This window comes from Streptomyces catenulae, assembly GCF_000718015.1.
Classification (GTDB): domain Bacteria; phylum Actinomycetota; class Actinomycetes; order Streptomycetales; family Streptomycetaceae; genus Streptomyces; species Streptomyces catenulae.
Genome location: NZ_JODY01000011.1, coordinates 126153 through 145241, shown reverse-complemented (window position 1 = coordinate 145241; position 19089 = coordinate 126153). Strand labels below are relative to the sequence as shown.

The window sequence follows — 19089 nt, the reverse complement described above, 5'->3', positions numbered from 1 at the left end:
CCCCTCCCCCCTCCCCCACCCTCCCCTCCCTCTCCCCCCGAACGGTCGGCTCGTCGACCGAGCACTCAGCTCGTCGGCGCCGGTGATGTCGCCAACGCCGACGACCTGACCGTTCCCACTCCGCAGGCACACGGCCCGCACTCCCCTCGGGCACCCGCTCCCGCAGCCTTCACGCAAGGGCCAGCCCCCGCGACCTCCGCGCAAGCACCCGCTCCCGCGGCCCCCGTACAAGCACCCGCTCCCGCAACCTCCGCGCAGGGGCCGCCCCCGCAGACCCCGCACAAGGGCCAGCTCCCGCAGCCTCCGCGTAAGCACCCGCCCCGCAGCCTCCGGCAAGCGCCAGCCCCCACAGACCAGCCACTCTCAGCCCCAGCCCCACAGCGGCAGGTCCTTCTCCCCGGTCTCTCCCCCAGCCCCGGCCCCCACCGGCCTCACTCGTGCGGCGGCCAGTACGCCGTGAGGCGGCCCACGCCGTGCTCGACGGACTTCCAGGAGCCGTTGAACTCGATGACGGCCATCGCCGACGTCGGGAATCCGCCGCGGTTCATGCGCGCCAGCAGATCTCCTTCCGCCTCGCCCGCCAGTGCGTCGGCGAGTGCGTGCACCCCGGGGTTGTGGCCGACCACGAGCAGGTCGCTCACCTCGTCGGAGGTCTCGTTGAGCACCGCGATCAGTTCGCCGAGCGAGGCTTCGTAGAGCCGCTCGTCGTAGACGGTCTTGGGGCGTTGGGGCAGTTCGCCGACGAAGAGCTTCCAGGTCTCACGGGTGCGGGCGGAGGTGGAGCAGAGAGTGAGCTCGGGGGTGATCCCGGCTCCGGCCAGCCGTCGCCCGGCCGCCGGGGCGTCCATCCGGCCGCGGTCGGCGAGCGGACGCTCATGGTCGCTCTCTTGTGTCCATTCGGCTTTGGCGTGTCGGAGGAGGACGATCCGGCGAGGTGTATCGGCGCTCATGCCTCCCAGCTTCGCATGAAAGGCGGCGCGGGGCGCGGGGTGTTGGGAGGCTCCCGCCGGGCCGCGACCGTGCTCCGCGGCGGGTCAGGCGGAGAGGGTGCGGGCCGCTATCTCCAGCAGGCGCGTCACCGCGGTGGGTGTCGGCGCGGCAGAGGTCACCGGCAGGGCGAGCAGGATCGCGAAGGTGGCGACGGGGAGTGCCAGCGCCCACCACGGGAGCTGTCTCCGCACGGTCCCGGTGCGCGGCGCGGGCCGGGCGGCGTCGTGCCGGGGCACGGGGCCGGCGGGGCGGCGGGACGCGGTGGACATGATCGCCTCCGTGACGGATCGAAGCGCGCCGTGGGTGGGCGCGTACCGCGGGGTGCGGTGTTCTTCGAAGGTACGGGGGGACGGGTGGGCATTCCTATCCGGGAAACCCCCCACTGATCCCTGAGGCCGACCCCCTAGGGGATCTCGATCAGCGGCCGGTCGGGCCGGTCGGGACCCGTCCGGCGGTGTCCGGGCCGAGGAGTGCACGCACGCGTCCGCGCACCGGCGCATCCGCCGACGGAGCGCCACCGCCCCCACCGCCGACGCCCCGTTTCACACGCTCGGGCGCGCCCCGTCGGCCGAGCCCGTCCGGTCAGTTGGCCGCGATGCTGGCCACGACGGCGATGACGACGGTCACGGCGAGCATCACGCCGAGGACGGTGAGCAGCTTCTTCTGGCCGCCCTGGGGATTGGGTTCGAGTACAGGCATGGGGTCAGTGTCGCACTCAGGTCTCGTCCTCGATGCGGCGGTCCCGTCCGGCGAGCACACCGACCGCGATCTGCGGCACCATCAGGCTCGCCATCAGGGCGATCGGCAGGCCCCAGCCGCCGCTGTGCTGGTAGAGGGCGCCGACGAGGAGGGGGCCGGGGATGGAGATGAGGTAGCCGACGCTCTGGGCGAAGGCGGAGAGCTTGACGACGCCCGCGGCGCTGGTGGCGCGCATCCCGATCATGGTGAGGGCCAGCGGGAAGGCGCAGTTGGAGACGCCCATGAGGAAGGCCCAGAGCCAGGCGCCGGAGGCGGGGGCGAGCCAGAGGCCGGTGTATCCGGCGAGTCCGCAGAGGCCGAGGCCCGCGGCGAGCGGCCCTTGGTGGCGCATACGGGTGGCGACGCGCGGCAGGACGAAGGAGAGGGGCACGCCGAGGGCCATGGTGACGGCGAGCAGGAGGCCCGCGGTACCGGCGGAGACCCCGGCGTCACGGAAGATCTGCGGCATCCAGCCCATGGTGATGTAGGCGGCGGTGGCCTGGAGGCCGAAGAAGACGGCGAGGGACCAGGCGGTCGGGGAGGTGGCGATGCGGATCGGCCGGCCCTCGGCGCGGGTGGCGGCGCCGGAGGCGGGGGCGGCGCGGCGGCGCAGGACGAGGGCCCAGGGCAGTACCGCGGCGACGGCGAGGGCGGCCCAGATCGCGAGTCCGGGCTGCCAGCCGCCGACGGCGGCGGTCAGAGGGACGGCGGTGGCGGCGGCGAGGGAGGTGCCGAGGGCCATGGCCATGGAGTAGATGCCGGTCATCGGGCCGACGCGGTCGGGGAACCAGCTCTTGATGACGACGGGCAGCAGGATGTTGCTGACCGCGATACCGGCGAGGGCGAGGGCGCTGGCGGTGAGGAATCCGGCGGTGCCTCCGGCGAAGGGGCGTACGGCGACGCCGACGGCGATGGCGGCCATCCCGGCGCAGACGACGGCGCCGGGGCCGAGGCGTCTGGCGAGGCGGGGGGCGGCGATGCCGAAGGCGGCGAAGCAGAGCGCGGGGACGGAGGTGAGGAGTCCGGCGACGGTGCCGCTCATGCCGAGTCCGGCGCGGACCTCCTCCATGAGGGCGCCGAGGCTGGTGATGGCGGGGCGGAGGTTGAGGGCGGCGAGGACGAGTCCGGCGATGACGACGCCGTGGAGCCAGCGGGGTGTGGTCGGTGCGGGGCGGTCGTCGTCGGCCGTGGGGGCGGTGGCCGGGAGGGGGGTGCCGTCCGGGGTGGGGCGGTCGGCGGCGCGGAGTGTCGCCAGGTCGTCGTCTGCCATGGCCACATCATAGAATCATAGGATGATTGCCTGTCCAGTTTTCGGCGGTCACCCCCTTCCCGGGCACCCCGCCCGGCACGGTCCCGGTGGCGCCGCCCGCCGCCCCTCCCCTCATCCCGGAGCACCGCCATGCCCCTGACCTCCCCCCGCCGCTCCGCGCTGGCGGATCAGGTGATCGCGCAGTTGCGCGCCCAGATCACCTCGGGCGAATGGCCCGTCGGCGCCCGCATCCCCACCGAACCGGAGCTGACCGAACAGCTCGGGGTGGCCCGGAACACCGTCCGGGAGGCCGTACGGGCGCTGGCGCACAACGGGCTGCTGGACATCCGGCAGGGTTCCGGCACCTTCGTGGTGGCCACCAGTGAGCTGGCCGGGGTGATGAACCGCCGGTTCGCCGACGCCGACCCGGGGCACGTCGCCGAGGTACGCAGCGCGCTGGAGGCGTCGGCGGCGCGGCTGGCCGCCCGCCACCGCACCGCGCACGACCTGCGGCAGCTCGACGCGCTGCTGGAACGCCGGGAGCGGGCCTGGGAGTCGGGGGCGGCGGACGCGTTCGTCGAGGCGGACGCGACGCTGCACATGGCGGTGGTGGCCGCCTCGCACAACGACGTACTGGCGGAGATCTACGCCGATCTCGGCGGTGTGCTGCGCGACTTCCTCCGCGCCGACGTCGGCGCGGAGCTGCGGCCGGAGTCCCATATGGACCATGCGCGGCTGGTCGCGGCGATCCGGGCGGGCGACGCGGAGCGGGCCGCCGCCGAGGCGAGCACCCTGCCGTTCGGCTGCCGGGCGACGTGCGGAACACCCGCCGGACCGTCCGCCCCGTGAACGCGTCCTGCCCGTCCCGGCGGACCGGAACGGGCAGGAGGCACGGCGGGTACGGACGGCTGACGAGCGGTCAGCGGGCGTCCGGGCGCCGGATGGTGCGCGGGGGCGGTCAGGCACCCATCATGTGGACGCCGCCGTCGACGTGCACGATCTCACCGGTGGTGCGGGGGAAGAAGTCGGAGAGCAGGCCGACGACACCGCGACCGGCGGGCTCCGGGTCGGTCAGCTCCCAGCCGATCGGGGCGCGGTGGTTCCACACGTCCGCCAGCTCCTCGAAGCCGGGGATCGACTTCGCGGCCATCGACTTGATCGGACCGGCCGAGACCAGGTTGCAGCGGATGCCCTTGGGGCCGAGGTCGCGCGCCAGGTAGCGGTTGGTGCTCTCCAGCGCCGCCTTGGCCACGCCCATCCAGTCGTACTTCGGCCAGGCGATCTGCGCGTCGAAGGTGAGGCCGACGAGCGCGCCGCCCTTCTCCATCAGCGGCAGGCAGGCCATGGCCAGCGCCTTGTAGGAGTACGCGGAGACGTGGACGGCGGTGCCGACGTCCTCCCAGTCCGCCGCCAGGAAGTTGAAGGCGCCCTGCGGGCCGAAGGCGATGGAGTGGACGATGCCGTCGAGGCGGGCGTCCTCGCCCTGGTGCTCGCGGATCTTGTCGGCGAGACCGTCCAGGTGCTCCTGGTTGGTGACGTCCAGCTCGATGACCGGCGCCTCCTTGGGGAGCCGCTTGGCGATCCGCTCGACGAGGGAGAGACGGCCGAAGCCGGTGAGGATGACCTCGGCGCCCTCGTTCTGGGCGACCTTGGCGGCCTGGAACGCGATCGACGACTCGGTCAGCACGCCGGTGACCAGAATGCGCTTGCCTGCGAGGATTCCACTCATGCTGATCAGTGACCCATGCCCAATCCGCCGTCCACGGGAATGACGGCTCCGGTGATGTACGCGGCCTCCTCGGAGGCCAGGAAGCGAACCGAGGCGGCGATCTCCTCGGGCTGCGCGTAGCGCGCCAGCGGCACCTGCTTCACGATGCCCTCCCGCTGCTCGTCGGTGAGCGCACGGGTCATGTCGGTGTCGACGAACCCGGGGGCCACGACGTTGACGGTGATGTTACGGCTGCCCAGCTCCCGGGCGAGCGAGCGGGCGAAGCCCACCAGACCCGCCTTGGAGGCGGCGTAGTTCGCCTGGCCCGCGCCGCCGAGCAGGCCGACCACGGACGAGATCAGCACGACGCGTCCCTTACGGGCCCGCAGCATGCCGCGGTTGGCGCGCTTGACCACCCGGAAGGCGCCGGTGAGGTTGGTGTCGAGGACGGAGGTGAAGTCCTCCTCGGACATCCGCATCAGCAGCTGGTCGCGGGTGACACCGGCGTTGGCCACCAGCACCTCGACCGTGCCGTGCTTCTCCTCGATCTCCTTGTACGCCTGCTCCACCTGTTCGATGTCCGTGATGTCGCACTTCACGGCCAAGAACCCCTCGGGGGGCTCGCCCGATCGGTAGGTGATGGCGACCTTGTCGCCGGCCTCGGCGAAGGCGCGGGCAATGGCGAGGCCGATGCCGCGGTTGCCTCCGGTGACCAGAACCGAGCGGCTCACGAGATCACCCTTTCGTTTCCTGATCCGTCCTGCGTTCGGTACGAAACTATCGGTCACCGGGCCCGTACGGAGAATCGAGGCCGGACAGGGGCGGTGCGCCGTCCCTGTCGGGTCCCTACAGAAGTGGCCATCCGTGGCGCCTGCGGCGACCGCCGCTCCGCTCCTCCGGCGCCCGGCGCGGAAGGCCGTGTGGTGGATCCCTCCAATCGTCACCGGGCGGGCGGATGACCGGTGCGGCGCACCGCCGGGCGGGCCCTGCCGCGGGGCGGGCGGCGGCGCGCCCCGGGCCCGTCGCGGGCGGCCGGTCCGGGGAGGCGAGGGCGGTCGACGGGCAGCGAATAGACTGTCGCCTCGTCCTCCCCTCCGGGAACCACAACCGATCAGGAACGCCATGACACGCCTCGGCGAATCCGTCGCCCGCGCCACGACCCTGCTCTCCGCCGACCTCTCCACGGACGCCACCGTCCAGGAGCTGCTCCGGGAGACGGGCGCGCGGCGCTCTCTCGACCTGACGGACCTGCCGCCGAAGGAGCAGGCGGCGCTGATCGCCGGGCGCGCCGTCGAGGTGCTGCCGGGTGTGGAGAAGCTGGCCGAGCGGATCGAGGAGCGCCGGGCGGCCGGCCGCGGGCTCCACATCAAGCTGGGGATCGACCCGACCGCGACCGATGTGCACCTCGGGCACGCGGTGCCGCTGATCGTGCTGAGCCGGTTCCAGCGGCTGGGCCACTCCGTCACGCTGATCATCGGTGACTTCACCGCCAAGATCGGCGACCCGTCGGGCCGGACCGCCGAGCGGCCGCCGCTGACCGACGACGACATCGCGGCCAACCTCGCCACCTACCGTGAGCAGGTCCGCCCGTTCTTCGACTTCGAGAACGTCAGCTTCCGGCAGAACAGCGAGTGGCTGGCGCCGTACACCTTCCCGGAGCTGCTGTCGCTGCTCTCGCAGGTCCCGGCGTCGCAGCTGCTCCAGCGCGAGGACTTCCGCAACCGGCTGGCGGCCGGGTCCGGGCTGACGATGACGGAGCTGCTGTACCCGATCGCGCAGGGCCTGGACTCGGTGGCGCTGGCGTGCGACGTCGAGCTGGGCGGCTCGGACCAGCTGCTCAACCTCCAGATGGGCCGCAAGCTGATGGAGCTGCGCGGGCAGCAGCCGCAGCTGGTCGTGACGATGCCGCTGATCGAGGGCACGGACGGCACCGGCGCCAAGATGTCGAAGTCCAAGGGGAACTACGTCGGTCTCGGCGCCCCCGCCGACGACGTCTTCGGCAAGATCATGTCGGTGCCGGACCGGCTCATGGAGCCGTACCTCAAGGCATGGACGGAGTGGACCGACGACGAGATCACCCTCGCCCTCAAGCGGGTCGAGGAGCGGTCGCTGCACCCGATGGACCTGAAGAAGATCCTCGCGGGCGAGGTCGTGACCGCGCTGTACGGCCTGGAGGCGGCGATGGCCGCGCGGGCCGGTTTCACCGCGCAGTTCTCCAAGAAGTCGTTCACCGACGTCGGTTCGCTGCCCTCCGTCGACCTCGCGGCGCACGGCGCGGAGAGCGTCGCGGCGGTGCTGACGAAGGTCCTGGAGTTCACGCCCAGCGCCTCGGCGGCCCGGCGGCTGGCGAAGCAGAACGCGCTGAAGCTGGTCGTCGAGGGTGCCGACGGCCAGCAGACCGTGGTGATCGCCGAGGCGGACGCGGTACGGCCGCTCGCCGAGGTGGTGGCCGAGGCACCGTCCGGCGAGGGCGTCTACCTCAAGGCGGGCCGCAAGCTCGCCAAGGTCGACGGCGCCTGACGGGCCGCTCCCCCGCCGCCCCGGACGGCCGGTACGCAGACCGCGTACCGGCCGTCCGTGCGTTTTCCGGGCGGGTGCGGCCCGCCGTCGGCGGGCCGGTCAGGTGCGGTGGTGGCGTTTGCCGCGTACGGCGACCCAGATGCGGTCACCGATGGCGACGATGATGATCGCGCCGATCAGCTGGAGGAGGTGGCGGATCCAGTCGATGCCTCTGGTCTCGTTGACGCCGAGGCCGGTGGCGGCCCAGTTGCCCAGGACGCTGCCGATCAGACCGCAGATCACCGTCAGCCAGAGCGGGATCTGCTGCTTGCCGGGGAGGATCGCCTTGGCGATCAGGCCCAGGATCAGACCGACGATGAGGGCCCACAACCAATTCATGTCGCCTCCTGGTTCGGCGCGGGAGCGGACCGTGCCCCGCCAGTGTCACGCCGCCCCCGCCGTGCCGCACGCGGAGCCGGGGCGCGGGCGGTGTGCCACCGGCGGGGCGGACTCCGGTGGCGGCCCCGGTCTCGTCGGCTGCGCCGGGGCGGCGTACCGTGTCAGTGTCCGGAATCGGGGAGAATCCGGCGGGACTCCGGTCGCGTCCGTACCGTCCCGCCCGCCCCGCGGCGCAGAGCGGGACACTCGGACACGACCAGAACAGACGGTGGAGCGGGATGCGGAAGCAGAGCAGCGGTGAGACCTTCCGGATCACGGGTGCCCGCCGGGGGCTGTCGGAGGATGTGCGCGGGCGGCAGCGGCGCTATGTGATCTCGATGTCCGTGCGCACGCTCGCCGTGATCCTCACCGTCGTGCTGTGGAACGTCGAGCGGCCGATCGCCGTCGCCACCCTGATCCTGGGTTTCGCGCTGCCGTACGTCGCGGTGGTCATCGCCAACGCGGGCCGGGAGAACGTGACCTCGCTGCCGTCGACGTTCGTCGTCGCGCCGACGCGTCCGGCGCTCGCGGCCGGTGGCGGCGGTGCCGCGGCGGCCGAACCGCAGGACGAGAAGCCGTCGTCGGACGCGTCCGGCCGGAATGCCGCCACCGACTGACCTGCGAAGATCCACAAGCGGTGGCCGCGCGGGTGCGGGCAAGCTCAAGAAAACCTCAGATCAATCATTCGTTCCCCCCACCCCGGCGACCGGCGCGTGACATACTGCGTACGCGCTCCGCATCCCCCGTCGGAGCGATGGACCGACGCCGGGCGGCTCCCCCCGTGGCTGCCCGGCGTCGTCCTGTCTTCGCCGCCGTGGCACGGGAGTTGACGCTCTCCGTCCTCCCCCGCCCGGTGCGCTTCTCCCGGCGCCGTCCCCGGAACGTAGGGTGAAGCGTGTGAACTTCCCGAACGTGCCGGACTCCGGCGACAGTGCCGTCATCTGCTCCGCCAAGGGCTGCCGTGCGCCCGCGGTATGGGTGCTGGCCTGGAACAACCCGAAGCTGCACTCGCCCGAGCGCCGTAAGACCTGGCTGGCCTGCGAGGAGCACCGGGAGCATCTGTCGCAGTTCCTGGACGTCCGCGGATTCCTCAAGGACGTGGTGACGCTGGCGGATTGGGAGTCCGCGCACCGCGACGGCTGAGTGCGCCGCGCGGCCGCGGGGCTCAGCCGCCGATCGCCGACATGGGGCGGTCCGGCTGGAGGAACGAGGGATCGTCCAGCCCCGACCCGGCCTTCTTGCCCAGCGTCGCGCGCTCCCAGATCCGTGCGAGGTCGTCGTCCGAGGCGCCCGAGCGCAGGGCGGCGCGCAGATCGGTCTCCTCGGTGGCGAACAGGCAGGTCCGTATCTGGCCGTCGGCGGTCAGCCGGGTGCGGTCGCAGGCGTGGCAGAACGGGCGGGTGACCGAGGCGATGACGCCGACGCGGTGCGGACCGCCGTCGACGATCCAGCGCTCGGCGGGTGCGGCGCCGCGCCGCTCCTCGCCCTCGGGGGTGAGGGTGAAGCGGGTGCGCAGCGAGGCGAGAATGTCCTCGGCGGTGATCATGCCGTCGCGGTGCCAGCCGTGCTGGGCGTCGAGCGGCATCTGCTCGATGAAGCGGAGTTCGTAGTCGTGCTCGACGGCCCAGGCGAGGAGGTCGGGGGCCTCGTCGTCGTTACGGCCGGGCATCAGCACGGCGTTGATCTTGACGGGGGTGAGCCCGGCGGCGTGGGCGGCGGCCAGACCGCGCAGCACGTCGGCGTGGCGCTTGCGGCGGGTCATCGCCTGGAAGACGTCCGGGCGGAGGGTGTCCAGGGAGACGTTGACACGGTCGAGACCGGCGTCGCGGAGGGCCTCGGCGGTGCGCTCCAGGCCGATGCCGTTGGTCGTCAGGGACATCCGGGGGCGGTTGTCAAGCCGGGCGACGCGGTCGATGATGCCGGTCAGTCCGGGGCGCAGCAGCGGTTCGCCGCCGGTGAAGCGGACCTCGTCGATGCCGAGGCGGTCGACGGCGAGGGCGATCAGGCGGACGATCTCGTCGTCGGTGAGCAGATCGGGCTTGGCGAGCCATTGCAGGCCCTCTTCGGGCATGCAGTACGTGCACCGCAGATTGCAGCGATCCGTCACGGAAACGCGCAGGTCGGTGGCGACACGTCCGAAAGTGTCGATGAGCACGAGGCCCCCTCCCCGGGTGCGGTCCGTGTGCTGTCCGTCGCTCCTTCGAGCCTACGCGATGGGGGTGACGGCGAGCAGCCGTGAGAGGCACGAGACGGGGGCGGGGGCGTCGTAGAGATCTACGAGGCGCCCGCCCCCGCGGGCGGTTCAGTGTGCTCCGGTGCCGGTCAGGGAGCGGACCTCCAGTTCGGCGTACTTGGCGGCGTCCGGCTTCTCCGGGGAGAGCAGGGAGCCCAGCCAGCCGAGGAGGAAGCCCAGCGGGATGGAGATCAGGCCGGGGTTCTCCAGCGGGAAGAAGGCGAAGTCGGCGGCGGGGAACATCGAGGTCTCCTTGCCGGAGACGACGGGTGAGAAGAGGACCAGGAGGACGGAGGCGGTCAGTCCGCCGTAGATGGACCAGAGGGCACCCTGGGTGGTGAAGCGCTTCCAGAAGAGGCTGTAGAGGAGGGTGGGGAGGTTGGCGGAGGCGGCGACGGCGAAGGCGAGGGCGACGAGTCCGGCGACGTTGAGGCTGCGGGCGAAGACGCCGAGGACGATGGCGACTGCGCCGATGCCGACGGTCGCCCAGCGGGCGGCGCCGACCTCCTCCTTCTCGGTGGCGTTCCCCTTGCGGATCACGTTGACGTAGATGTCGTGGGCGAAGGACGAGGAGGAGGCGAGGGTGAGGCCCGCGACGACGGCGAGGATGGTGGCGAAGGCGACCGCGGAGATGACGGCGAGGAGGACCGCGCCGCCGGTGGATCCGGCGCCGCCGCCGATGACCTCGGCGAGCTGCGGGGCGGCGGTGTTGCCCGCCTTGTTGGCGGCGGTGATCTCCCCCGGCGCGATGAGCGCGGCGGCGCCGAAGCCGAGGACGATGGTCATCAGGTAGAAGACGCCGATGATGCCGATCGCCCAGTTCACCGACTTCCGGGCGGCCTTGGCGGTGGGGACGGTGTAGAAGCGGATGAGGATGTGCGGCAGTCCGGCGGTGCCGAGGACCAGGGCGAGGCCGAGGGAGATGAAGTCGATCTTCGAGGTGGCGGTGGTGCCGTACTTGAGGCCCGGCTCCAGGAAGGCGGCGCCCTTGCCGCTGTTCTCGGCGGCGGCGCCGAGCAGCGCGGAGATGTCGAAGTGGAACCTCAGCATCACCAGGAAGGTGATGAGCAGCGTCCCGGCGATCAGCAGGACCGCCTTGACCATCTGCACCCAGGTGGTGCCCTTCATCCCGCCGATGGTGACGTAGAGGATCATCACGATGCCGACGAGGACGACGACGAGGATCTTGCCCCACTCGCTGGTGATGCCGAGGAGCAGGGTGACGAGGGCGCCGGCGCCGGCCATCTGGGCGAGCAGGTAGAAGATCGAGACGATGATGGTGGAGGTCCCGGCGGCGGTGCGGACCGGGCGCTGGCGCATCCGGTAGGCGAGGACGTCGCCCATGGTGTAGCGGCCGGAGTTGCGCAGCGGTTCGGCGACCAGGAGCAGGGCGACGAGCCAGGCGACGAGGAAGCCGATGGAGTAGAGGAAGCCGTCGTAGCCGGAGAGGGCGATGGCCCCGGCGATGCCGAGGAAGGAAGCGGCGGACATGTAGTCGCCGGAGATGGCCAGGCCGTTCTGGAAGCCGCTGAACTGGCGTCCCCCGGCGTAGAAGTCGTCGGCGCCGCGGGTCTGGCGCCCGGCCCGGAGGGTGATGGCCAAGGTGGCGACGACGAAGAGGGCGAAGAGGCTGATGATCAGGGTGCGGTGTTCGCCCGCGCCTCCGGCGGCGAGCGGCGGGGCGAGCGGGTGCGCGGCGGTCATGCGGCGCCCTCCAGACGGTTCCTGATGGCTTCGGCCTTGGGGTCGAGGCGCCTCGCGGCGTGGCGGGAGTACCACCAGGCGATGAGGAACGTGGTGAGGAACTGCGCGACGCCCAGGACGAGGGCGACGTTGACGTTCCCGGCGACCTTGACCGCCATGAAGCCGCCCGCGTAGCTCGACAGCAGGACGTAGCCGAGGTACCAGAGGACGAAGGCGAGGGTGAGGGGGAAGGCGAACGCGCGGTGGTCGCGGCGCAGTTCGCCGAATTCCGCGCTCCGCTGGACCTCGGTGTACGGGTGCGGTGGGCGGGTCGGGTCCGCGTCCGCGACGGGGGGTGCGGGGGCGGCCGCGGGGCCGGGCGGTTCCTGCGGCCCGGGGCCGGTGGGCGGTGCGCTGCTCACGGATTCTCCTGACGCGTGGTCCGGCGACGGACCCGTAGGTAAAGGGAAGGTAAGTGATGTGGATCACGCATCGTAGAGGCGGTGCGGGTCCGGCGACAGGGGTTGTTCGTTGAAATTCGCACGGACAGGGGGCGCGCGGAGCGCGGCGGGCGCCGCCCCGGGGCAGGCGTGAGCCCCGGTCGGCGCCGGGCCCCCGGATGCCGTCGCCGCTGCCCGACAGGGCTTTGCGGAGCGGGTGTCGGCGCCCGGGCAGCGCTACGTACCGGAGGGGCCGGTGTGCGGCCCGCCCGGTACGGCGTGGAGGGTCGGTGGGGTCAGACCTGGACGGGCCGCGCCGTGGCGGGGGCGGCCGGGGCCGGGTTCCCGGCGGTCCGCAGCAGGCCCAGGGCCAGGGCGGACTGGGCGGCGATGTAGGTGAGCATGACCCAGAACTGCGGGGCGGGGGCCTGGGGCCAGTCGGCGATACCGGTGGCGATCAGGGTGTCGGAGAGCAGGAAGAGCAGCCCGCCGACGGCGGCGAGCGGCCCGATCCGCAGGGAGCCGAAGGCCATACCGGTCAGCAGCAGGCTGTACCCGGCGACCGGACCCCGCAGGTCCGCCGGGAGGCCGGGCCAGAGCAGGGCGACGAGGGTGCCCCAGGCCAGCACGTACACCGCCGCCGCGGCGGCGGTGCGGGAGCGGGCGGGCGCGGTGCCGCGCCGGGCGAAGACGACGAGGTAGCAGACGTGTCCGGCGGCGAACGCGGCCATGCCCAGCAGGAAGAGGAGGTCGCCGCCGATCTGCAGGAGGGTGTCGCCGCAGCAGCCGAAGAGCAGCGCACCGGCCAGCAGCGGCGGGCCGCCCCGGGTGAGGGCGTACCCGGCGAGGACCGGCATCAGGGCCGGTTTGGTGGCCAGTACCGCGGCGTCGGCGACGGCGTGGGCGCCGCCGGATCCGGTGGCGGTGCGCACGAGCAGCGCGACGAGATGGACGGCGGCCAGCACGGCGAAGACGACGAGCAGCACACGGGCGGCGCGGGGCCGGGGGCGCGTCGGGTTCACGCGGCACCTCTCCTGACGGGGGACGCGACAGGGGCGGACGGGTCGAGGACGGGGCCGCCGGTGGGCGGGGCGCCGTCCGCCGGACCGTCCGCCTCGGGCACGGCGGGGGCGGGCGCCGCAGCAGGCCGGGCCGCGGGCTGCCACCCGGGGCCGCGGAAGATCCGGCCCGCCCGTTCGCCCCAGCCGTCGGCGGCGCGGACGTCGCGGGCGATGGCGGCGTACTCGTGGGTGGCGACGCGCAGCGGGTTGTAGGTGGCGATGTTCTTGGTGAGGCCGTAGACGGGCTGTTCGGTCTCGCGGACGAAGGAGCCGAACATCCGGTCCCAGACGATCAGGATGCCGCCGAAGTTACGGTCCAGGTAGCCGCCCTGGGAGGCGTGGTGCACCCGGTGGTGGGAGGGCGTGTTCAGGACGAACTCCAGCGGCCTCGGCAGGGTGCCTATGCGCTCGGTGTGCACCCAGAACTGGTAGACGAGGCTGACGCCGGAGCAGAACGCGACGGCCGCCGGGTGGACGCCGAGGACGATCATCGGGAGGTAGAACGGCCAGACGGTCCAGCTGGTCCAGGGCTGCCGCAGCGCGGTGGTGAGGTTGAACTTCCGGCTGGAGTGGTGGACGACATGGCAGGCCCACAGGACGCGGATGACGTGGTGCCCGCGGTGCGACCAGTAGTAGAAGAAGTCCTGCACCAGGAGCATCGGCAGCAGCGTCCACCACAGCACCGGGACCCGTAGCGGGGTCAGTGTGTAGACGGCGGAGTAGATCGCCACGATCGGGATCTTCCAGAGGGCGTCGAAGACGAGACTGCCCAGCCCCATGCCGACGCTGGTGGCCGCGTCCTTGACCTCGTAGCCCGCGGCGTCCTCGTCGGGGCGCAGCCGGTAGCTCACCACCTCGACGGCGGTGAGCAGGACGAAGGCGGGGACGGACCACAGCACGACATCGGGAAGGTGCGGCATGTCCGGCACGATAGGCGGGGCGCGGAGGGTGCGGCTAGAGGTGGTTACCGAGAAGTATGTGAGACGGGGTGTCAGTTTCCGGGCCGGGGATACCGCCGGTAACGAACCCTCGGGAAAAACTCCCCCTTGATGGCGGTTCGCCCGTTTTCCTTCGTGGTGGCCGCCGTTGACGGGCCGCCCGCGCCGACGGACGGAGTCCGGCCACCGGGGCGACGGCGGTGCGGTGGCTGTCAGTGGCGGCCCGTATCCTCAGGGACCATGCTCGAAGACCACACAGCAGCCGACCCGATCGCGCCGAGGATCGGGCAGCAGTCGGGCCCGCAGACCCCGCCGGTCCCCTGGCCGGACGCCTACCCCGAGGGGTACGCCGTGGTCGACGTCGAGACCACCGGCCTCGCCCGGGACGACCGGATCATCTCCGCCGCCGTCTACCAGCTCGACGCCCGGGGCGAGTTCCAGGACCGCTGGTACACCCTCGTCAACCCGGAGCGCGACCCCGGCCCGGTCTGGATCCACGGCCTGACCAGCGAGGTGCTGGCCGACGCCCCGCTCTTCCCGGAGATCGTGCCGGAGCTGTCCCGGCGCCTCGACGGCCGCGTCCTGGTCGCCCACAACGCCATGTTCGACTGGTCGATGATCGCCCGCGAGTACGCCCGCGCCACGGCGGTCGCCCCGGTGAACCGGCGGCTGTGCACCATCGCCCTCTCCAAGGAGTTGGGCCTGCCGCTCGCCAACCACAAGCTGGAGACCCTCGCCGCCCACTACGGCGTGGTCCAGGAGCAGGCCCACCACGCGCTCGACGACGCCCGGGTGCTGGCCGAGACCTTCCGGCCGAGCCTGCGCCGCGCCGCCCGGGAGAACCTCCGGCTCCCGCTGCTCGCCTGCCAGCCGCTCACCGAGTGGTCCGACACCCCGGCGCCCCGGCGCTATCCCGGTGCCGCCTCCTCCTACCGCCCCACCTCCTGGCGCCCCGCCCGCAAGCGCCCGGCCTGCCCGTATCCCAACCCGGGGCGGTACGAGCCCGGGGGCAAGCTGGTGCAGGGGATGCGGGTGGCGTTCTCCGGGGACACCTCCGTCGACCGGGAGCTGCTGGAGGACCGCGCGATCGAGGCCGGACTGCATGTGGCGACGAGCCTGTCCCGCCTGACCAGCCTGCTGGTGACCAACGACCCGGACGCGCAGACCTCCAAGACCGCCAAGGCGCGCACGTTCGGCACCACCGTCATCGACGAGGCGGCCTTCATGCAGCTCCTCCAGGACGTCCGGCCCGCCGCCGGGTGACATGCCGTCGGTCGGCGGTGCGCCGGTCGGGTGCCGCTCCCCCGACCCGGCCCCGATGGTCTTGCCCCGTCCCGCCGCGGTCCGCACGATGCGGCGCATGACTCGTTGCGAGGTATGCGGAAACGACTACGACCTGGCCTTCTACGTGGAGACCAGGGACGGGGCGCGGCACGTCTTCGACTCCTTCTCCTGCGCCATCCACCGCATGGCCCCGATCTGCGAGCACTGCCGGGTGCAGATCATCGGCCAGGGCGTCGAGGCCGCCGGGCAGTGGTTCTGCGGCGCGCACTGCGCCCGCGCCGCGGGGAAGCGGGGCATCGTCGACCGGGTCTGAGCCGCGCCGCCGCCCCGGGCGGCCCCGCCGCTCGGGGGCGTACCCGCGCCAGGTACCGTCGAGGCCGTGTACCGCTTCCTGTTGTCCCGGCAGTGGGTGATCCTCACCCTCGTGGGCCTCGTCCTGATCCCGGTCATGGTCAAGCTGGGCTTCTGGCAGCTCCATCGCCATGAGCACCGGGTCGCGCAGAACCAGCTCATCGACCGCAGCCTCCACACGAAGCCGGTACCGGTCACCGAGCTGACCTCCCCCGGGCGCCCGCTGCCCCGCGCCGACATGTGGCGCCCGGTCACCGCCACCGGCACGTACGACACCGCGCACGAGGTCGTCGTCCGCCAGCGCACCGCCGCCGACGAGTCGACCATCGGCTACTACGTCCTCACCCCGCTCGACCTCGACCACGGCCGGACGGTGCTGGTCAACCGCGGCTGGATCCCGGCCGGCAACGACCTCACCAAGTTCCCGGACGTCCCCGCGGCCCCCCGCGGCACGGTCACCGTGACCGGCCGGATGATGGCCGACGAGACCACCGAGGGCAGCGGGATCAAGGACCGGCAGGGCCTGCCCGACCGTCAGGTCATGCTGATCAACAGCGCCCAGCAGACGAAGCTGCTGCACCGCCCGGTCCTCGCCGGGTACATCGAGCAGACCGCGCCGCAGCCCGCGCACCACACGCCCGAACTGGTCCCGGAGCCGGACCACGACAGCATCGGCCCGCACATGGCGTACGCCGTGCAGTGGTGGCTGTTCGCCGCGGCGGTACCGGTCGGCTGGATCGTCCTCGTCCGCCGCGAGCGCCGGGACCAGGCGGCCGCGGCGGACGCCGGGACGGATCCGGCGGAGCCGGACACCAGCGGGACGGAGACCGACGCCGGTGCGGAAGCCGACGCCGGTGCGGCGGACGCCCCCGTAGCCCGGACGGCCGCCACCCCCGAATAGCGCCGCCGCCCGGCGGGAAGGCCCGCTGGGTGCCCCCACGCATCGAGGACTACGCGCTCATCGGCGATCTGCAGACCGCCGCGCTCGTCGGCCGCGACGGGTCGATCGACTGGCTCTGTCTGCCGCGCTTCGACTCCGGCGCCTGCTTCGCCGCCCTCCTCGGCGACCGGGACAACGGCCACTGGCGGATGGCACCCGTCCACCCCGACGCCCGCGCCACCCGCTCCTACCGCGGCGACTCCCTCGTCCTCGACACCGTCTGGGACACCCCCGACGGCTGCGTCAAGGTCACCGACTTCATGCCGCAGCGCGACCGCGCCCCCGAGGTCGTCCGCATCGTCGAGGGGCTGACCGGCCGCGTCCCGATGCGCGGGGTGCTGCGGCTGCGGTTCGACTACGGCCGGGTGGTGCCGTGGATGCGCCGCGCCGAGGGCTGCCGGGCCGCGGTCGCCGGGCCGGACGCCGTCTGGCTGCGCACCGAACCCCAGGTCACCACGTACGGCAAGGACTTCAGCACCCGCTCGGAGTTCACCGTCGCCCCCGGCGAGCGGTACGCCTCCGTCCTCACCTGGCACCCCTCGCACCGCCCGCGCCCGCGGATCATCGACCCGTACGACGCCCTCGACTGCACCCTCGACGACTGGCACGCGTGGTCGGCGCGGTGCCGCTACACCGGCCCGCACCGCGACGCCGTCGTCCGGTCGCTGATCGTCCTCAAGGCGCTGACGTACGCCCCCACCGGCGGCATCGTCGCCGCGCCCACCACCTCGCTGCCCGAGGCGCTCGGCTCGGTCCGCAACTGGGACTACCGCTACTGCTGGCTGCGCGACGCCTCGCTGACCCTCACCTCCCTGATCGGCGCGGGCTATCTCGACGAGGCGGCCGCCTGGCGGGACTGGCTGCTGCGCGCGGTCGCCGGTGCCCCCGAGGACCTGCAGATCATGTACGGCGTCGCGGGCGAGCGGCGGCTGCCGGAGGCGGAACTGCCCTGGCTGTCCGGGTTCGGCGCCTCCGCCCCCGTCCGGCTCGGCAACGCCGCCGTCGACCAGCGGCAGCTCGACGTCTACGGCGAGGTGCTGGACGCCTTCCACGGCGCCCGCGTCGCCGGACTGCCCTCCCAGCCGCACGCCTGGAACATCCAGCGGCAGCTGGTGGAGTACCTCGCCACCACCTGGCGCGACCCGGACGAGGGCCTGTGGGAGATCCGCGGTCCGCGCCGCCACTTCGTCCACTCCAAGGTCATGGCCTGGGTGGCGGTCGACCGCGCGGTCCGCACCCTCGAAGCCGTCCCCGGGGCCCGCGGCGACCTGCGGCGCTGGCGGGAGCTGCGGGACACCATCCACCGCGAGGTCTGCGAACGCGGCTACGACGCCACGCGCGCCACCTTCACCCAGTTCTACGGCTCCACCGCGCTGGACGCCGCGACCCTCCTCCTGCCCCGCCTCGGCTTCCTGCCCGGCGACGACCCCCGCGTCGTCGGCACCGTCGACGCGGTCCGCGCCTCGCTCACCCAGGACGGGCTGGTGCGCCGCTACGCCACCGGCGACAGCGCGGTCGACGGGCTCCCCGGCGACGAGGGCGCGTTCCTCGCCTGCTCGTTCTGGCTCGCCGAGGCGCTCCATCTGACGGGCCGCCCGCGCGAGGCCCGCGACCTCTTCTCCCGCCTCCTCGCGCTCCGCAACGACGTCGGGCTGCTCGCCGAGGAGTACGACCCGGCGGGCGGCCGGCAACTCGGCAACTTCCCGCAGGCGTTCAGCCACATCGGCCTGGTCGGAACCGCCTTCACCCTCTTCGACGAGACCGGGGCAGACTAGGGCCATGGATCTTGGACTCACCGACCGGACGTATCTCGTCACCGGAGCCACCCGCGGACTCGGCCTCGCCACCGCCCGGGCGCTGACCGCCGACGGCGCGCGCGTCGTGCTGACCGGCCGCACCGCGGAGAGCGCAGCGGCAGCCGCCGCCGGACTGGGCGAGGGGGCCGTGGGCGTCGCCGCCGACAACGCCGACCCGGAAACGCCCGAGCGGCTGATCGCCACCGCCCGCGAGCACTTCGGACGCCTCGACGGCATCCTCATCAGCGTCGGCGGCCCGCCGCCCGGCGTCTCCGCCGCTCTCACCGACGACCAGTGGCGCGAAGGCTTCGAGACCGTCTTCCTCGGCGCGGTCCGGCTGGCCCGCGCGGTCGCCGCCGAGCTGGGCGAGGGCGGCGTCATCGGCTTCGTGCTCTCCGGTTCGGTGCACGAGCCGATCGGCGGGCTGACGATCTCCAACGGGCTGCGCCCCGGGCTCGCCGGGTTCGCCAAGTCGCTCGCCGACGAGGTCGGGCCGCGCGGCATCCGGGTCGTCGGCGTGCTGCCCGGGCGGATCGCCACCGACCGGATGACCCAGCTCGACGCGGCCTCCGGCGACCCCGGGGCGAGCCGCGCCCGTAACTGCGCGACGATCCCGCTGGGCCGCTACGGCGAGCCCGACGAGTTCGGCCGCACCGCGGCGTTCCTGCTCTCCCCCGCCGCGTCGTACCTGACCGGCGTGATGGTGCCGGTGGACGGCGGGGCCCGGCGGGGCTTCTGACG

The 19089-nt window shown here is 72.9% G+C and carries 21 protein-coding genes; 9 read left to right on the top strand and 12 right to left on the bottom strand.

Translation table 11 applies throughout. The annotated features are described in order from the left end of the window. Nucleotides 1-431: 431 nt before the first annotated feature. The 4 genes from IF23_RS0113070 to IF23_RS0113055 form a co-directional block, all read right to left on the bottom strand. Nucleotides 432-950, bottom strand: coding sequence for a SixA phosphatase family protein (locus IF23_RS0113070; protein WP_030283129.1), 519 nt, complete (start codon nucleotides 948-950; stop codon nucleotides 432-434). Nucleotides 951-1034: 84 nt separating this feature from the next. Then, nucleotides 1035-1259 (bottom strand): hypothetical protein, encoded by a 225-nt coding sequence (locus IF23_RS31165; RefSeq protein ID WP_037678048.1) that lies wholly within the window; start codon nucleotides 1257-1259, stop codon nucleotides 1035-1037. A 313-nt stretch (nucleotides 1260-1572) separates the two neighbouring features. Then, nucleotides 1573-1689, bottom strand: coding sequence for an SGM_5486 family transporter-associated protein (locus IF23_RS35380; RefSeq protein ID WP_251076762.1), 117 nt, complete (start codon nucleotides 1687-1689; stop codon nucleotides 1573-1575). A gap of 16 nt (nucleotides 1690-1705) precedes the next feature. Continuing rightward, a complete protein-coding gene (locus tag IF23_RS0113055) occupies nucleotides 1706-2998 on the bottom strand; it encodes a CynX/NimT family MFS transporter (RefSeq protein WP_030283127.1) in 1293 nt (430 codons plus the stop codon). 129 nt (nucleotides 2999-3127) lie between these two features. Between IF23_RS0113055 and IF23_RS0113050 the strand changes: the two genes are divergently transcribed. Beyond that, nucleotides 3128-3826, top strand: coding sequence for a FadR/GntR family transcriptional regulator (locus IF23_RS0113050; protein WP_030283125.1), 699 nt, complete (start codon nucleotides 3128-3130; stop codon nucleotides 3824-3826). A gap of 109 nt (nucleotides 3827-3935) precedes the next feature. Here the strand turns inward: IF23_RS0113050 and fabI are convergent, their stop codons facing one another. Together fabI and fabG are read right to left on the bottom strand one after the other, a co-directional pair. Further along, a complete protein-coding gene (gene fabI, locus IF23_RS0113045; protein WP_030283123.1) occupies nucleotides 3936-4706 on the bottom strand; it encodes an enoyl-ACP reductase FabI in 771 nt (256 codons plus the stop codon). 5 nt (nucleotides 4707-4711) lie between these two features. Then, nucleotides 4712-5416 (bottom strand): 3-oxoacyl-[acyl-carrier-protein] reductase, encoded by a 705-nt coding sequence (gene fabG, locus IF23_RS0113040; RefSeq protein ID WP_030283121.1) that lies wholly within the window; start codon nucleotides 5414-5416, stop codon nucleotides 4712-4714. A 391-nt stretch (nucleotides 5417-5807) separates the two neighbouring features. On the opposite strand from fabG, the gene tyrS reads away from it, so the two are divergent. After that, the gene (gene tyrS, locus IF23_RS0113035) at nucleotides 5808-7205 is read left to right on the top strand and encodes a tyrosine--tRNA ligase (protein ID WP_030283119.1); all 1398 of its coding nucleotides are present in this window, start codon (nucleotides 5808-5810) and stop codon (nucleotides 7203-7205) included. 99 nt (nucleotides 7206-7304) lie between these two features. On the opposite strand, the gene IF23_RS0113030 is transcribed toward tyrS, so the two are convergent. After that, complete coding sequence (locus IF23_RS0113030) at nucleotides 7305-7583, bottom strand: GlsB/YeaQ/YmgE family stress response membrane protein (RefSeq protein WP_030283117.1); 279 nt, start codon at nucleotides 7581-7583, stop codon at nucleotides 7305-7307. Between the two features lie 278 nt (nucleotides 7584-7861). On the opposite strand from IF23_RS0113030, the gene IF23_RS0113025 reads away from it, so the two are divergent. Both IF23_RS0113025 and IF23_RS0113020 read left to right on the top strand, forming a co-directional pair. Beyond that, nucleotides 7862-8239, top strand: coding sequence for a DUF3099 domain-containing protein (locus tag IF23_RS0113025; RefSeq protein ID WP_030283115.1), 378 nt, complete (start codon nucleotides 7862-7864; stop codon nucleotides 8237-8239). A gap of 280 nt (nucleotides 8240-8519) precedes the next feature. Beyond that, entirely contained in the window at nucleotides 8520-8765 is a 246-nt protein-coding gene (locus IF23_RS0113020) for a hypothetical protein (protein ID WP_037678068.1), read from the top strand. Between the two features lie 22 nt (nucleotides 8766-8787). Here IF23_RS0113020 and moaA read toward each other — a convergent pair whose 3' ends face one another. The 5 genes from moaA to IF23_RS0112995 form a co-directional block, all read right to left on the bottom strand. After that, nucleotides 8788-9777 carry a GTP 3',8-cyclase MoaA gene (gene moaA / locus IF23_RS0113015; protein ID WP_030283112.1) on the bottom strand — a complete coding sequence of 330 codons (990 nt, stop codon included), beginning with the start codon at nucleotides 9775-9777 and terminating at the stop codon, nucleotides 8788-8790. A gap of 147 nt (nucleotides 9778-9924) precedes the next feature. Then, a complete protein-coding gene (locus IF23_RS0113010) occupies nucleotides 9925-11559 on the bottom strand; it encodes a solute symporter family protein (protein ID WP_030283110.1) in 1635 nt (544 codons plus the stop codon). Next, nucleotides 11556-11960, bottom strand: a complete 405-nt coding sequence (locus IF23_RS31160; protein WP_051739543.1) for a DUF485 domain-containing protein — start codon at nucleotides 11958-11960, stop codon at nucleotides 11556-11558. The genes IF23_RS0113010 and IF23_RS31160 overlap by 4 nt, the downstream gene beginning before the upstream one ends. 314 nt (nucleotides 11961-12274) lie before the next feature. Beyond that, nucleotides 12275-13000: a lysoplasmalogenase gene (locus IF23_RS0113000; RefSeq protein WP_037678046.1), complete on the bottom strand. Its 726-nt coding sequence runs from the start codon at nucleotides 12998-13000 to the stop codon at nucleotides 12275-12277. Beyond that, nucleotides 12997-13959: a sterol desaturase family protein gene (locus tag IF23_RS0112995; RefSeq protein WP_051739542.1), complete on the bottom strand. Its 963-nt coding sequence runs from the start codon at nucleotides 13957-13959 to the stop codon at nucleotides 12997-12999. The genes IF23_RS0113000 and IF23_RS0112995 overlap by 4 nt, the downstream gene beginning before the upstream one ends. Nucleotides 13960-14217: 258 nt before the next feature. On the opposite strand from IF23_RS0112995, the gene IF23_RS0112990 reads away from it, so the two are divergent. From IF23_RS0112990 to IF23_RS0112970, 5 genes are all read left to right on the top strand, one after another. After that, nucleotides 14218-15240 carry a DEDDh family exonuclease gene (locus IF23_RS0112990; protein WP_030283102.1) on the top strand — a complete coding sequence of 341 codons (1023 nt, stop codon included), beginning with the start codon at nucleotides 14218-14220 and terminating at the stop codon, nucleotides 15238-15240. A 97-nt stretch (nucleotides 15241-15337) separates the two neighbouring features. After that, complete coding sequence (locus tag IF23_RS0112985) at nucleotides 15338-15574, top strand: hypothetical protein (RefSeq protein WP_030283100.1); 237 nt, start codon at nucleotides 15338-15340, stop codon at nucleotides 15572-15574. A 66-nt stretch (nucleotides 15575-15640) separates the two neighbouring features. Further along, nucleotides 15641-16513, top strand: a complete 873-nt coding sequence (locus IF23_RS0112980; protein WP_030283098.1) for an SURF1 family cytochrome oxidase biogenesis protein — start codon at nucleotides 15641-15643, stop codon at nucleotides 16511-16513. A 29-nt stretch (nucleotides 16514-16542) separates the two neighbouring features. Further along, nucleotides 16543-18327: a glycoside hydrolase family 15 protein gene (locus IF23_RS0112975; RefSeq protein ID WP_030283096.1), complete on the top strand. Its 1785-nt coding sequence runs from the start codon at nucleotides 16543-16545 to the stop codon at nucleotides 18325-18327. A 4-nt stretch (nucleotides 18328-18331) separates the two neighbouring features. Then, on the top strand, nucleotides 18332-19087 hold the full coding sequence (locus tag IF23_RS0112970; protein ID WP_030283095.1) for an SDR family oxidoreductase: 756 nt from the start codon (nucleotides 18332-18334) through the stop codon (nucleotides 19085-19087). The last annotated feature ends 2 nt before the right edge of the window (nucleotides 19088-19089 follow it).

Excerpts from the sequence above, each read along its gene's own strand:
- IF23_RS0113070 (WP_030283129.1), bottom strand. The coding sequence starts at position 950 with ATGAGCGCCGATACACCTCGCCGGATCGTCCTCCTCCGACACGCCAAA.
- IF23_RS31165 (WP_037678048.1), bottom strand. The coding sequence starts at position 1,259 with ATGTCCACCGCGTCCCGCCGCCCCGCCGGCCCCGTGCCCCGGCACGAC.
- IF23_RS35380 (WP_251076762.1), bottom strand. The coding sequence starts at position 1,689 with ATGCCTGTACTCGAACCCAATCCCCAGGGCGGCCAGAAGAAGCTGCTC.
- IF23_RS0113055 (WP_030283127.1), bottom strand. The coding sequence starts at position 2,998 with ATGGCAGACGACGACCTGGCGACACTCCGCGCCGCCGACCGCCCCACC.
- IF23_RS0113050 (WP_030283125.1), top strand. The coding sequence starts at position 3,128 with ATGCCCCTGACCTCCCCCCGCCGCTCCGCGCTGGCGGATCAGGTGATC.
- fabI (WP_030283123.1), bottom strand. The coding sequence starts at position 4,706 with ATGAGTGGAATCCTCGCAGGCAAGCGCATTCTGGTCACCGGCGTGCTG.
- tyrS (WP_030283119.1), top strand. The coding sequence starts at position 5,808 with ATGACACGCCTCGGCGAATCCGTCGCCCGCGCCACGACCCTGCTCTCC.
- IF23_RS0113030 (WP_030283117.1), bottom strand. The coding sequence starts at position 7,583 with ATGAATTGGTTGTGGGCCCTCATCGTCGGTCTGATCCTGGGCCTGATC.
- IF23_RS0113025 (WP_030283115.1), top strand. The coding sequence starts at position 7,862 with ATGCGGAAGCAGAGCAGCGGTGAGACCTTCCGGATCACGGGTGCCCGC.
- IF23_RS0113010 (WP_030283110.1), bottom strand. The coding sequence starts at position 11,559 with ATGACCGCCGCGCACCCGCTCGCCCCGCCGCTCGCCGCCGGAGGCGCG.
- IF23_RS0112995 (WP_051739542.1), bottom strand. The coding sequence starts at position 13,959 with ATGCCGCACCTTCCCGATGTCGTGCTGTGGTCCGTCCCCGCCTTCGTC.
- IF23_RS0112990 (WP_030283102.1), top strand. The coding sequence starts at position 14,218 with ATGCTCGAAGACCACACAGCAGCCGACCCGATCGCGCCGAGGATCGGG.
- IF23_RS0112985 (WP_030283100.1), top strand. The coding sequence starts at position 15,338 with ATGACTCGTTGCGAGGTATGCGGAAACGACTACGACCTGGCCTTCTAC.
- IF23_RS0112970 (WP_030283095.1), top strand. The coding sequence starts at position 18,332 with ATGGATCTTGGACTCACCGACCGGACGTATCTCGTCACCGGAGCCACC.